Below are 12,372 nucleotides of genomic sequence, written 5' to 3' on the forward strand. Positions count from 1 at the left end.
CCCGCGTCCCCTCCGGCAACTCCTCGTCCCGCAACGGATCGAAGACGACGACGTCGGCCCCCGCCGCCGCGAGCAGTTCGGCATGCTCGGCGTAGGAAAAGGTGAACGCGGCCCCACCCGCGACGGCGACCCGGGGCTTCTCCAGCCGCGGCGAGGGCGAAGAACGCACCACCTCACCCGCGTCCCAGGCCGCACCGGACAACCCCCCGGCCCCCCGGGCCAACGCCACCAGCCCCTCCAGGTCGCACCCGTCGGAGACCAGCGCCGCCATCGCCCCGACGGCGTCGACCGCCGCCGCGCCCCGCTCGGCGACCGGCACCAGCCCCAGATGCCGCGACGGCGTCTCCACCGGCGCGGCCCGCCGCAACGCCCCCAGCACCGGCACCCCGACGGAGTCCAACGCCTCCCGCAGCATCACCTCGTGCCGGTCCGACCCGACCTTGTTCAGGATCACGCCCCCGACCCGCACGTCCGGATCGAAGGACACGAACCCGTGCACCAGCGCCGCCACCGACCGCGACTGCGCCGACGCGTCCACGACCAGCACCACGGGCGCCCGCAGCAGCTTGGCCACGTGGGCGGTGGAGGCGAGTTCGCCTTCCCCGGCCGCCCCGTCGTACAGCCCCATCACGCCCTCGATCACGGCGATGTCGCAGCCGCGCGCCCCGTGCAGGAACAGCGGCTCCACCAGCTCGGGCCCGCACAGGTAGGCGTCGAGGTTGCGTCCCGTCCGCCCGGTGGCCAGCGCGTGGTACCCCGGGTCGATGTAGTCGGGCCCGACCTTGTGCGGGGACACGGCGAGCCCCCGCGCGGCGAGCGCGGCCATCAGCCCGGTGGCCACGGTGGTCTTGCCGCTGCCCGAGGAGGGCGCGGCCACGACCAGCCTGGGGACGGAGGCCGGGGTGGAGGCGGTCACCACTCGATGCCCCTCTGCCCCTTCTGGCCGGTGTCCATCGGGTGCTTCACCTTGGACATGTCGGTGACCAGGTCGGCGAAGTCCACCAGCTGCTGCGGCGCGTTCCGCCCGGTGATCACGACGTGCTGGGTGCCGGGCCGGTCGCGCAGCACGGACACGACCTCGTCGGTGTCGATCCACCCCCAGTGCAGCGGGTAGGCGAACTCGTCCAGCACGTACAGCTTGTACGTCTCGGCGGCGAGGTCGCGCTTGACCTGCTCCCAGCCCTCCCGGGCCTTCTCCTCGTTGTCCTGCTGCTGGTCGCGCTGGACCCAGGACCACCCCTCGCCCATCTTGTGCCAGTCGACGGTGCCGCCCTCACCGGATGCGCCGAGCACCCGCAGGGCGTTCTCCTCGCCGACCTTCCACTTGGCGGACTTGACGAACTGGAACACCCCGACGGGCCATCCCTGGTTCCAGGCGCGCAGCGCCAGCCCGAAGGCGGCGGTGGACTTGCCCTTCCCGATCCCCGTGTGCACGAAGACCAGCGGCCGGTTGCGCCGCTGCCGGGTCGTCAGTCCGTCGTCCGGTACGACACTCGGCTGTCCCTTGGGCACTACGCGGCCCTCCTTGTTCCGGTATCCCGCACATCCTTGACCAGCCCCGCGATCGAGTCCGCCCGCAACTCGTCGAGGGTCACCGCCGTACCGCCCAGCTCACCCGCGAGCCGCCCGGCGAGCCCCAGCCGGATCGGCCCCGACTCGCAGTCCACGACCACGGAGGCGGTGCCCTCGGCCGCGAACAGCCGCGCCGCGCGTCCCGCCAGCGCCACCGGCTCCACACCCCCCGTGGCCCGCCCGTCCGTCACCACCACGACCAGCGCCCGGCGTGCCGGGTCCCGCAGCCGCTCCACCCGCAGCACCTCGTGCGCCTTGAGCAGCCCGGCCGCGAGCGGCGTGCCCCCGCCGGTCGGCAGCGACTCCAGACGGGCCGCCGCCGCGTCCACCGACGACGTCGGCGGCAGCGCCACGTCGGCGGCCGAACCCCGGAAGGTCACCAGACCCACCTTGTCCCGCCGCTGATAGGCGTCCAGCAGCAGCGACAGCACGGCGCCCTTCACGGCGCTCATCCGCTGCCGCGCCGCCATCGACCCGGAGGCGTCCACGACGAACAGCACCAGGTTGCCCTCCCGCCCCTCGCGGGTGGCCTGCCGCAGGTCGTCCCGGCGTACCACCAGACCGCGCCCCGCCCGGCCGCGCTCCCGCTGGTGCGGAGCCGCCGCCTGAACGGTCGCCGCCAGGTGCAGCTTGGTCAGCGCGCCCCGCGGCCTGCGGGCGCCGGTGGTCCGCCCGTGCTCGGTCCGGGCCCGGGAGCGCCGCCCGGCGGCCCCCTCGCCGAGTCCGGGCACGCTCAGCACCTTGGTCCGGAACGGCTCGGCGGCCCGTACGGCGGACCGCTCCCCGGCGCCGCCCCGGCCGGGTGCCGGCCCCGGTTCGTCACCGGTACCGGCCTCGGGCGGGACGGCCGTGTCGTCCGCACCGGGCTGCGGCCCCTCCTCGGGCGGTCGTCCACCGCCACCACCGGGACCCTCGGGCCCGGGGTCGGGATCCGGGTCAGGATCGGGGTCGTCGTCTCCCTGGTCGCCGAACTCCTCCAGCGTCTCGTCGAGCTTGTCCTCGTCGAGGCCGGGCGCGTCGAAGGGGTTGCGCCGCCGCCGGTGCGGCAGCGCCAGCAACGCCGCCTGGCGGACGTCCTCCGCCAGGACGTCGGTCCGCCCGGCCCAGGCCGCCAGCGCGGTCGCGGTCCGGGCCATCACGATGTCGGCCCGCATGCCGTCCACCTCGAAGGCGGCGCAGGTCGCCGCGATCTGCCGCAGCGCCGCGTCGCCGAGCGTCACCGACGGCAGCAGCTCCCGGGCCGCCACGATCCGCGCCCGTACGGCGGCCTCCTCGTCCGCCCAGCGGGCCACGAAGCCGGCCGGGTCGTCGTCGTGCGCGAGCCGGCGCCGCACCACCTCCACCCGCTGGTCGGGTTCGCGCGAGGCGGAGACCTCCACCGTCAGCCCGAACCGGTCCAGCAACTGCGGGCGCAGCTCGCCCTCTTCGGGGTTCATGGTGCCGACCAGCAGGAACTTCGAGGCGTGCCGCACCGACACGCCCTCGCGCTCGACGTACGAGGCGCCCATCGCGGCGGCGTCGAGGAGCAGGTCCACCAGGTGGTCGTGGAGGAGGTTGACCTCGTCCACGTACAGGATCCCGCGGTGTGCGTCGGCCAGCAGCCCGGGTTCGAAGGCCTTCACGCCCTCCGCGAGCGCCCGCTCGATGTCGAGGGCGCCGACGAGCCGGTCCTCGGAGGCGCCGACGGGCAGTTCGACCATCCGAGAGGGGCGCTCGGTGGCCGTCCCGGGCTCGTGCGGACCGTCGGGGCAGCCCGGGTCGGGCGACCCCGGGGAGCAGGAGAAGCGGCAGCCCGGGACCACCGCCACGGCCGGCAGCAGCGCCGACAGCGCGCGGACGGCCGTCGACTTGGCGGTGCCCTTCTCGCCGCGCACCAGCACGCCGCCGACCGCCGGGGAGACGGCGTTCAGCAGCAGCGCGAGCCGCAGGTCGTCCTGGCCGACGACGGCCGTGAACGGGAACGGGGTACTGGTCACTTGTTGTCGTCCTCCACGTCGCGCGGGTCGCGCTCGTCGGGTGCGTCGCGTTCGGGTTCCCTCGGGGTCATGCGGGCGCCCCCGGTGGCACGAAGGGCAGCCCGGGCGGCGCGCCGGACTCGATGAGCCGCCACAGCGCGTCGGTGTCCGCGTGCTGTTCGATCAGGTCGCCGAGCCGGTCGAGCTGCTCCTCGCGCAGCGCGGCGAACGAGGTGTCGGGGGCCGGCACGAACCGGCGGCCCGCGGCGGCGGCCACCTCGCGCAGGAACGCCCGCCGGAAGCCGTCCGACTCCAGCGAGCCGTGCCAGTGCGTGCCCCAGGTCTGGCCGACCCGGCAGCCGTCCAGGAAGGGGGCTCCGCCCAGGACTTCGGCGACACCGTGGTGGATCTCGTACCCCTCGACGCGCTCACCGAGGGCCTCGCCCACCGGGCGCGTCAGGGTCTTCTCGCGGGCGAACCGCACCCGCACGGGCAGCAGTCCGAGCCCGTCGACGTGCCCGGCGCGCGACTCGACGTCGTCCTCGATGTGCTCGCCGAGGAGCTGGAACCCGCCGCACACGCCGAGCACGGGCCGGCCCTCGGCCACCCGGCGCGCGATGCCCTCCGCCAGCCCCCGCTCGCGCAGCCACTCCAGCGCCCGGACCGTCCCGCGCGTCCCCGGCACGATCACCAGGTCGGCGTCGGCCAGTTCCTCGGGCCGGTCCACGAACCGCACCACCACGCCCGGTTCGGCGGCCAGCGCGTCCACGTCCGTGAAGTTGGACATCAGCGGGACCGCGCAGACGGCGACCCGCAGCACGTCCTCGCCGACCGGCGGCGCGACCACGGACTCCCGCACCGTGCCGCGCAGCGAGACCCGCAGCCCGTCCTCCTCGTCGATGCCGAGCCCGTGCCGGAAGGGCAGCACCCCGTACGTCCGCCGCCCGGTCAGCCCGTGCAGCATGTCGAGGCCGGGCTCCAGGAGCGACACGTCGCCGCGGAACTTGTTGACGAGGAACCCGGCGACCAGCGCCTGGTCCTCGGGCGAGAGCAGCGCCACCGTGCCGAAGAAGGAGGCGAAGACGCCCCCGCGGTCGATGTCGCCGACGATCAGCACGGGCAGTCCGGCGCCCCGCGCGATCCCCATGTTCACGATGTCGGTGCGGCGCAGGTTGATCTCGGCCGGGCTGCCCGCGCCCTCGCAGATCACCGCGTCGTAGGTGCCGCGCAGCTCGGCCAGCGAGTCGAGCACCGTGCCGAGCAGCCGCTCCTGGCGCCCGCCGTGGTAGCCGCGGGCGGTCATCTCGCCGACCGGCCTGCCGAGCAGCACCACCTGGCTGCTGCGCTCACCGCCGGGCTTGAGCAGCACCGGGTTCATCAGCGCGGTCGGCTCCACCCGGCAGGCCTGGGCCTGCATGGCCTGGGCCCGCCCGATCTCCGCGCCCTCGCGCGTCACGAAGGAGTTGAGCGACATGTTCTGCGCCTTGAAGGGCGCGACCTTCACGCCCTGGCGCACCAGCCAGCGGCAGATCCCCGCCGTGACGACGCTCTTGCCGGCGTCCGAGGTGGTGCCGGCGACGAGGAGTCCACCGTTCATGACGTACGTCCCTTCCTGACGGCCCCGCGCACCAGCAGCCGGGCGCCGGCGCACACGCCGAGCGCCAGCCAGCCCACGCGCCGGGAGAGCCGTGCGGCCCGTTCGATGTCGCCGGAACCGGCCCGGACGGCGCGCCCCGCCGCCCCGTTGAGCACGGGCCGGTGCTCGACCCGCCCGGCGTAGGAGAGCGTCCCGCCGAGCCGCACCCCGAGGGCGCCCGCGAACGACGCCTCCACGGGACCGGCGTTGGGGCTCGGGTGGAGTCCGGCGTCCGCGCGCCAGGCCCGTGCGGCGCCCCGTGGGTCGCCGCCGGCCACGGTGGTCAGCAGGGCGGTCAGCCGGGCGCCCGGCCAGCCCGCGAGGTCGTCGAGACGGGCCGAGGCCCAGCCGTACCGCAGGTAGCGGGGCGACTTGTGGCCGACCATGGCGTCCAGGGTGTTCACCGCCCGGAAGCCGAGCAGTCCCGGCACTCCGCCGACGGCACCCCACACCAGGGCGCCCACCACCGCGTCCGAGGTGTTCTCGGCGACCGACTCCACGACCGCCCGCGCGATCCCGTCGGCGTCCAGCGACTGCGGGTCCCGCCCGCACAGGTGCGGCAGCCGCGCCCGGGCCGCCTCGACGTCCCCGGCCTCCAGCGCCCGGCCGATGACGAGCGCCTCGCGCGCCAGCGACGTACCGCCGACCACGGCCCAGGTGGCCGCGCCGGTCAGCGCGACCGAGGCGGCGGGGGAGCGGCGTACGGCGTGCGCGGCGGCCGAGCCCAGGGCGGTGGCGCCACCGGCGCACACCAGGGTGTGCAGCGCGCCCCAGCCTCGGTGGTCACGCCACAGCACCCGTTCCACGGCACCGGCGGCGCGGCCGAACGCGGCGACCGGATGTCCGCGGCGCGGGTCGCCGAGGAGGAGGTCACCGAGCAGGCCGGCGGCGGCGCCGTACGCGAAGACGCGTCCGGCACGCACGGCTTCAGCCGGTCACACGGGCAGGGAGGCACCTGGTACTGAACGTCGATCGGCAGCCGGGCATCGCGTCGCGTCCTCACTCAGGGTGTCCACGCCCTGGTTCGAAGAGTCCGGCGGTGAGAGTTCCTGGCTGCCGGGGTCTGCTCCCCGGTCACAGTGGCGGGACCGCGCCGGAATCGCACCGGGCTTCCTCTCCTGCCGCCGTAGATGGCCCCGGAAGTCCACCACGGCGCGAGAACACCCGTCAACCTGGCGTTGACCTGCGGCGGGGGAGTGTGCGAAGCCCCACACACGGGTGGTGTGCGCCGGTACACGAAGGGCGGGGCGCGCGACGGTCCGTGTCCGTCACGCGCCCCGCCCCGAGGTGTGCCGTGGGTCAGGCGACGATCAGATAGATGCCGTACGCCACCGCCGCCGCGCAGGCCGCGAAGCAGGCGTACGCGCCGGTGACCGCGAGGGCCGCGGAGCCGCCCTCGGCGGTGGCCCGCTCCTGGCGGGTGAGTCCGACGATGCCGAGGGTGAACAGGCCCACCAGGGCCACGGTGGCCACGAGGCTGACGCCGAAGACGGAGCCCAGTGCTGCCCAGTCGATGCTCATGGGGGTTCGCTTCCTTCGTACCCGGGACGCGGGCTCAGACGGTGGTGGCGGCCGACGCGGGCCTGGCCTCGGACGGGTCGGCCGGCAGCTCCTCGGCCAGGTGCGCCGGGGGCGGGGAGACGGCGGCCATCGCCGTGGTGACCACGCCGGCCGACTCGGGCTCGTGGGGGTCGACGACGTTGGTGTGGTCGACGACCTCGCGCCGGGAGATCTTCCAGATGGCGGCGCTGGAGGCGACCAGGAAGACCGCGACGCAGGCCGTGCCCCAGTCGCCCATGCGGCAGACCCACTCGGCGATCGCGGCGACCAGGGCCGCCGCCGGCAGCGTCAGACCCCAGGCGACGAACATCCGGGTGGCCGTGGACCAGCGCACCACACCGCCCTTGCGGCCGAGCCCCGCGCCCATCACCGCACCGGAGACCGAGTGCGTGGTGGAGAGGGAGAAGCCCAGGTGCGAGGAGGCCAGGATGACCGTCGCGGCGCTGGTCTGGGCGGCGAAGCCCTGCTGCGGCTGGAGGTCGGTGAGGCCCTTGCCCATGGTGCGGATGATGCGCCAGCCGCCGAGGTAGGTGCCGAGAGCGATGGCGATGCCCGCGGAGAGGATGACCCACAGGGGCGGGTCGGAGTCGGGGGCGAGCGCGCCGCCGGCGACCAGGGCGAGGGTGATGATGCCCATCGTCTTCTGGGCGTCGTTGGTGCCGTGGGCCAGGGAGACCAGCCCGGCGGAGGCGATCTGCCCGGCGCGGTAGCCCTTGGCGGCGGCCTTGCCGTCGGCCCGGCGGCCGAGTTTGTACGTCAGCCGCGCGCCCAGCAGCGCCGCGACACCGGCGACGATCGGGGCGGCGATCGCGGGGATCAGCACCTTGGTGACGAGCGCGTCGCCGTTGACGGCGCCGAGGCCGGCCGAGGCGACCGCGGCACCGATCAGACCGCCCATCAGGGCGTGCGAGGAACTGGACGGGAGGCCGACCAGCCAGGTCAGCAGGTTCCAGAGGATCGCGCCGACCAGGGCGGCGAAGATGACCTCGGGACGGATGCCGGTCTCGTCGACGAGACCCTTGGAGATCGTGTTGGCGACCTCCACCGAGAGGAAGGCGCCTACAAGGTTGAGGACGGCGGACATCGCCACCGCCACCTTGGGCTTGAGCGCACCGGTCGAAATGGTCGTTGCCATCGCGTTCGCGGTGTCGTGGAAACCGTTCGTGAAATCAAACGCGAGTGCGGTTACCACCACAATCGCGAGGATCAGCGAGAAGCTTTCCATTTACCCAGGCAATCGTTCGAGGTCATTGGCTGGACGAACGTAGGTAACCATGGTGAACGGAAGATGAACTGGACAGGGCGTCACGGTGACCGGAAGCGGCGTCACCGCCTCCCTCTGCGTGGCCGTCCCGGTGCTCTCCGGAGACGCCCCTGGCAGGATCACCGCCGGACCGGCCGACGACGTGCCGGGAGAGGCGCGGAAGCACTCGTGAGGAGACGGTGACTGTGACGTATTCGCGGGTCGGAGGGGCTGCCGGCCCGGACGAGGAGCGGGCCTGGACGGACCTCGTCGCGGCGGCCCGGCGCACGGTCGCGGACGGGCTCGTGGTCGGTACCTCCGGCAATGTCTCGGTGCGCGTCGGCGACACGGTTCTCGTCACCCCTTCGGGTGTGCCGTACGACCGTCTGACCCCGGACGACGTGACCGCGGTCGCCCTCGACGGACGACAGGTGCTCGGCACCCTCGTCCCCACCAGCGAACTGCCCCTGCACCTCGCCGTGTACCGCGCGGACGACACCGCCCGGGCCGTCGTCCACACCCACGCCGTGCACGCGACGGCCGTCTCGCTGCTGGTGCCCGAACTGCCGCCCGTGCACTACATGGCCGCCGCGCTCGGCGGCCCCGTCCGGGTCGCGCCGTACGCCGCCTACGGCACCGAGGAGCTGGCCCGCGGCGTGCTCGACGCCCTCGACGGCCGCACCGGCTGCCTCCTGCGCAACCACGGCACGCTGACCTACGGAACCTCCCTCGACCAGGCGTACGACCGCACCGCCCAGCTGGAGTGGATGTGCCGGCTCTGGCTGACGGCCTCCTCGGTCCCGGGCCGCACCCCGTCGCTCCTGACGCCGGGGCAGTTGGCGGAGGCGGCGGAGCGGTTCCAGGGGTACGGGCAGCCGGGCTAGGCGGGCGGGTGGCCGTGGGGCACGGCCGGCGCGGCGCGTACCCGGCCCGTTCCGGGGTACCGGCAGCGGGACCGCACCATGGCTCCCGGCCCCGGCGGACAGGCGGAAGACTCCCCTGACGGAGCGTCGTCACCCCCCGCCCGCCGCCCACTGGCCGCCCGAGGACTCCACCAGGAGACTGGCCCCATGCGCACTGTCACAGCAACGGCCGCCGCCCTCACCGCAGCCCTGGCGGCCGGCGCAGCGAGCGTCGCCGCCGGCCGGCTCGCCAGCGACGCCGCGCTCAAGGCACCCCCCGGCCGGCCGCTGCCCACCGAACCCCGGCTCACCGTGCACGGCACCGCGGCCGGCCGGATCACCCTCACCCGGGACCTGGCCGCGCTGCGCCCCGGGCGCTACGGGCTGGCGGGCGACGGCTCCCACGCGGTCGTCGGCCCGGTCCTCGACACCGCCGAGCACGGCGCCGACACCGTCGTACGCCGCCTCGAACGCGTCACGCACGGCACGCTGGAGGCCGGGGACCGCGCCTGGTTCACGCCGAACCTCTACGTCGGCAACCCGGGCAGCGCCCTCGACCTCGACCACACGGACGTCCAGATCCCCGGCGAACTCGGCCCGCTCCCGGCCTGGTTCGTGCCCGGCGCCCGCCCGACCTGGATCATCGCCGTGCACGGCCTGGCCGCCACCCGCGAACACGTCCTGAACCTGCTGGCCCCCCTGCACGACCGCAGCGTCCCGGTGCTCGCCCTCGCCTACCGCGGCGACGTCGGCGCGCCGCCCTCGCCCGACGGGCTGCACCACTTCGGCGAGACCGAGTGGCGCGACCTGGACGCCGCCGTCCGCTACGCCCTCGACCACGGCGCCCGCCAGGTCGTCCTGCTCGGCTGGTCCACCGGCGCCACCATGGCCCTGCGCACGGCCGCCCTCTCCGGCGTGCGCGGGCGCATCGCGGGGCTCGTACTGGACTCCCCGGTCCTCAGCTGGGAGACCACCCTGCGCGCCCTCGCCGCCGCCCGCCGCACCCCCGGACCGCTGCTGCCGCTCGCCGTCCGCGCCGCACAGGGCCGCGCCGGTCTGCACGCCGACCACGACACCGGCACGGCGGGCCTGCACCGCCCCGCCGTCCCCACGCTGATCTTCCACGGCCCCGGCGACACGGTGGCCCCCTGGCGGCTCTCCCGGCGGCTGGCCGAAACCCACCCCCGACTGGTCGCCCTGCACACCGTCCGGGACGCCCCCCACGGCGCCATGTGGAACGCCGACCCCGACGACTACGAAGAGAAGCTCCGCCGCTTCATGACCCCCCTGGTGTGACCCGGCAGGCGCCGTCGCAGCGTGTGATCCTCCGGTTCCGTTTAGCGCCGTACCACTGGCCTGATCCGCTGCCCGGGCAGCGCGCCCGACCCCCGACTCCGCCTTCCCCGGCGGCCGTCGGGGCATTCCGTTTGGGTTTTCGGACCGTCAACCGGAAGACTGCACCCGTGACGTCCCGTATCCCGCGCGACTCCAGGCTTCGACTCGTCCGCCCACGACCCCTGGCCGCCGCCCCCCAAGCGATCAACCAGCGGCGTCCGCGCCGCCCCGCACCGCGCCCCCCGGAGGGCACACCGGCCCGGTCGGAGCTGGCCCGCATGGCGCGTTCCGGTCTGGCCGGCGCGGCCCGCGTCGCCCGCTGGGCCGACTCCGAGCTCGGCCCCGGCCGCGGCAGCGCCACCGCCGACGGCAAGGCCACCCTCTCCGACGCGACCGCCGACCAGGCGGCCCGCGAACTGGGCCTCACCGCCGCGCAGGTGCGTGCCGACTGGGACACCGCCCGCCTCGCCGGACTGGTCGAGGTGCACGGCGACACCGCCCGCCCCGGCTGGCGGCTGCGCGCCTGGAACCGCGACGACAGCGCGGTGCTGCGCGGCTGGGTCGCGCTCTTCGACGCCTGGTCGCTCGCCCACCCCGAGCCCGCCGGCGAGGAGCCCGCCGCCGTCGCCGAGGTCGTCTCCGCGATGCCCCAGGTGCTCTCCTTCCTCCAGCTGTCCGCCGGGCCCGTCCCCGTGGACCAGCTCCTTGACCTGCTGGAGCAGCGCGTCACCGAGCTGCGCACCGAACGCTGCGAGGTGCCCTACGGCCCCCGCCTGGAGCCCGGCCCCCAGTCGGTCCCGGACGTCACCGCCGACACCCCGCTCGCCCCGCTCCTGGACTGGGCCCTGCACGCCCTCGCCTCCGTCGGTGCCCTCACCTGCGGCGACGGACAGGCCACGCTCACCCCGCTCGGCAACTGGGCGGTCTGGGTCAAGCTGGAGCAGATCTGCGTGGCCGCCCAGAGCCCCGCCGGGAACATCGAGCAGCCGGCCGAGGACATGCTCCGCGGCTGCGCCCAGCTCCGGCCCAACGCCGCCCGCGCCGAGTACCGCGCCTGGCTCGCCGCCCGGCCCGTCGGCAGCGCCGTCGCCGAACTGCTCGCCGCCGCGCGCGGCGAGGACGCCCTGCTGCGCGGCCTCGCCTTCGACGCGCTGCGGGTCGTCGGCGCCCCCGCCGAGCCCGATGTCCGCGGCGTGGTCGACGAGCCGACGCTGCGGCCGTACGCCCTGCTGTGGCTGGCCGAGCACGACGGCGCCGACCCCGAGGACGCCCACGAGGTCCTCACCCGCCGGGAGGCGACCTGGCTCTGGGTGGACACCGCGGCCGCCGTCGCCGACCACGGGGAGGCACCGCTGCTCGTCCGGCACCTGGAGGCGGCGGTCCAGTTCACCGTGCCGGCGCTGCTCGACGAGGTCCGCGCGGTCGGCCACCCCCGCACCGTGCAGGTCCTGGTGGCCCTGGCCGCCGCCCATCCCGACCCCGCCCTGGCCAAGGCCGTACGCCGGGCCGCCTTCCAGGTCCACACCGGCGGCAGCTGACCGACGGGGCGTGCGCGGCCGACGGGGTCTAGCCACCCACCTCCGGCGCGTACGTCCCGAAGCTCCAGATGTTGCCCTCCAGGTCACGGGCCATGTAGTCGCGCGAGCCGTAGTCCTGGTCCGTCGGGGGCATCAGGATCTCCGCGCCGTGTTCCACGGCCTGCCGGTGATGGGCGTCGACGTCCTCCACGACGACGTACACCCCCGTCGTGCCGGAGTTCTTCATCGCCTCGTCGAAGCGGCTGCCCGTGCCCTTGGAGCCGAGCATGACCGCGCCGTTGCCCTGGGCCAGCTCGGCGTGGGCCACCGTGCCGTCCTCGCCCTCGTACACCGCGAGCTCCCTGAAGCCGAAGGCCTCGGTGAGCTGCCGGACCGCCGCCCTGGCGTCCGCGTACAGCAGCGTCGGAAAGATGCCCGGGCGACCGCCGTCGGTGCCTGCCATGCCGATCACTCCCTCGTGAGCCGGTGGACGGCGCCGGACCGAGGACCGGCCCCGTGTGTCCAGTCTGGCACCGCCCACCGACACCGGAACCGGGGAAAAGGGGTTGCACCGCCCCGTTAGACTGGCCCCCATGGCCATTCTCCTCGCGCATTAGACGGCGGGAAACGTCCTCAGCCGCCCATCCCGCCC

General features: G+C 75.0%; 11 protein-coding genes and 1 riboswitch. Of the genes, 3 read left to right on the forward strand and 8 right to left on the reverse strand.

Annotated elements, in window-relative coordinates:
• The 7 genes from DMH12_RS32960 to DMH12_RS32990 all read right to left on the reverse strand — a co-directional run.
• Positions 1–919, reverse strand: a 919-nt coding sequence (locus DMH12_RS32960) for a cobyrinate a,c-diamide synthase (RefSeq protein ID WP_125495044.1), incomplete at its 3' end; no start/stop codon positions are given.
• Positions 913–1,512 (reverse strand): cob(I)yrinic acid a,c-diamide adenosyltransferase, encoded by a 600-nt coding sequence (cobO, locus tag DMH12_RS32965; protein ID WP_122614793.1) that lies wholly within the window; start codon positions 1,510–1,512, stop codon positions 913–915. The genes cobO and DMH12_RS32960, both read right to left, overlap by 7 nt.
• Positions 1,512–3,548 carry a putative cobaltochelatase gene (locus tag DMH12_RS32970; RefSeq protein WP_125495045.1) on the reverse strand — a complete coding sequence of 679 codons (2,037 nt, stop codon included), beginning with the start codon at positions 3,546–3,548 and terminating at the stop codon, positions 1,512–1,514. The genes cobO and DMH12_RS32970 overlap by 1 nt, the downstream gene beginning before the upstream one ends.
• Positions 3,549–3,615: 67 nt before the next feature.
• Positions 3,616–5,124, reverse strand: a complete 1,509-nt coding sequence (locus tag DMH12_RS32975) for a cobyric acid synthase (RefSeq protein WP_125495046.1) — start codon at positions 5,122–5,124, stop codon at positions 3,616–3,618.
• Complete coding sequence (locus DMH12_RS32980; RefSeq protein WP_125495047.1) at positions 5,121–6,086, reverse strand: cobalamin biosynthesis protein; 966 nt, start codon at positions 6,084–6,086, stop codon at positions 5,121–5,123. The genes DMH12_RS32975 and DMH12_RS32980 overlap by 4 nt, the downstream gene beginning before the upstream one ends.
• Before the next feature lie 100 nt (positions 6,087–6,186).
• Positions 6,187–6,327: riboswitch (cobalamin riboswitch) on the reverse strand.
• A gap of 135 nt (positions 6,328–6,462) precedes the next feature.
• Entirely contained in the window at positions 6,463–6,684 is a 222-nt protein-coding gene (locus tag DMH12_RS32985; protein ID WP_125495048.1) for a hypothetical protein, read from the reverse strand.
• 34 nt (positions 6,685–6,718) lie between these two features.
• Positions 6,719–7,948: an inorganic phosphate transporter gene (locus DMH12_RS32990; RefSeq protein ID WP_125495049.1), complete on the reverse strand. Its 1,230-nt coding sequence runs from the start codon at positions 7,946–7,948 to the stop codon at positions 6,719–6,721.
• 224 nt (positions 7,949–8,172) lie between these two features.
• On the opposite strand from DMH12_RS32990, the gene DMH12_RS32995 reads away from it, so the two are divergent.
• The 3 genes from DMH12_RS32995 to DMH12_RS33005 all read left to right on the forward strand — a co-directional run bounded on the left by DMH12_RS32995 (position 8,173) and on the right by DMH12_RS33005 (position 11,741).
• Positions 8,173–8,850: a class II aldolase/adducin family protein gene (locus tag DMH12_RS32995; RefSeq protein WP_185832694.1), complete on the forward strand. Its 678-nt coding sequence runs from the start codon at positions 8,173–8,175 to the stop codon at positions 8,848–8,850.
• A gap of 186 nt (positions 8,851–9,036) precedes the next feature.
• The gene (locus tag DMH12_RS33000) at positions 9,037–10,164 is read left to right on the forward strand and encodes an alpha/beta hydrolase (RefSeq protein ID WP_125495051.1); all 1,128 of its coding nucleotides are present in this window, start codon (positions 9,037–9,039) and stop codon (positions 10,162–10,164) included.
• A 167-nt stretch (positions 10,165–10,331) separates the two neighbouring features.
• Entirely contained in the window at positions 10,332–11,741 is a 1,410-nt protein-coding gene (locus DMH12_RS33005; protein WP_185832695.1) for a hypothetical protein, read from the forward strand.
• A 28-nt stretch (positions 11,742–11,769) separates the two neighbouring features.
• On the opposite strand, the gene DMH12_RS33010 is transcribed toward DMH12_RS33005, so the two are convergent.
• Positions 11,770–12,183 (reverse strand): VOC family protein, encoded by a 414-nt coding sequence (locus tag DMH12_RS33010; RefSeq protein WP_185832696.1) that lies wholly within the window; start codon positions 12,181–12,183, stop codon positions 11,770–11,772.
• Between the last annotated feature and the right edge of the window lie 189 nt (positions 12,184–12,372).

It is taken from the genome of Streptomyces sp. WAC 04229 (assembly GCF_003947455.1).
In the GTDB taxonomy this organism is placed as follows: domain Bacteria; phylum Actinomycetota; class Actinomycetes; order Streptomycetales; family Streptomycetaceae; genus Streptomyces.

Bases quoted from the DNA above. Each gene is read 5' to 3' on its own strand.
- DMH12_RS32990 (WP_125495049.1), bottom strand. From the start codon at position 7,948: ATGGAAAGCTTCTCGCTGATCCTCGCGATTGTGGTGGTAACCGCACTC.
- DMH12_RS32985 (WP_125495048.1), bottom strand. From the start codon at position 6,684: ATGAGCATCGACTGGGCAGCACTGGGCTCCGTCTTCGGCGTCAGCCTC.
- DMH12_RS33010 (WP_185832696.1), bottom strand. From the start codon at position 12,183: ATGGCAGGCACCGACGGCGGTCGCCCGGGCATCTTTCCGACGCTGCTG.
- DMH12_RS32975 (WP_125495046.1), bottom strand. From the start codon at position 5,124: ATGAACGGTGGACTCCTCGTCGCCGGCACCACCTCGGACGCCGGCAAG.
- DMH12_RS33000 (WP_125495051.1), top strand. From the start codon at position 9,037: ATGCGCACTGTCACAGCAACGGCCGCCGCCCTCACCGCAGCCCTGGCG.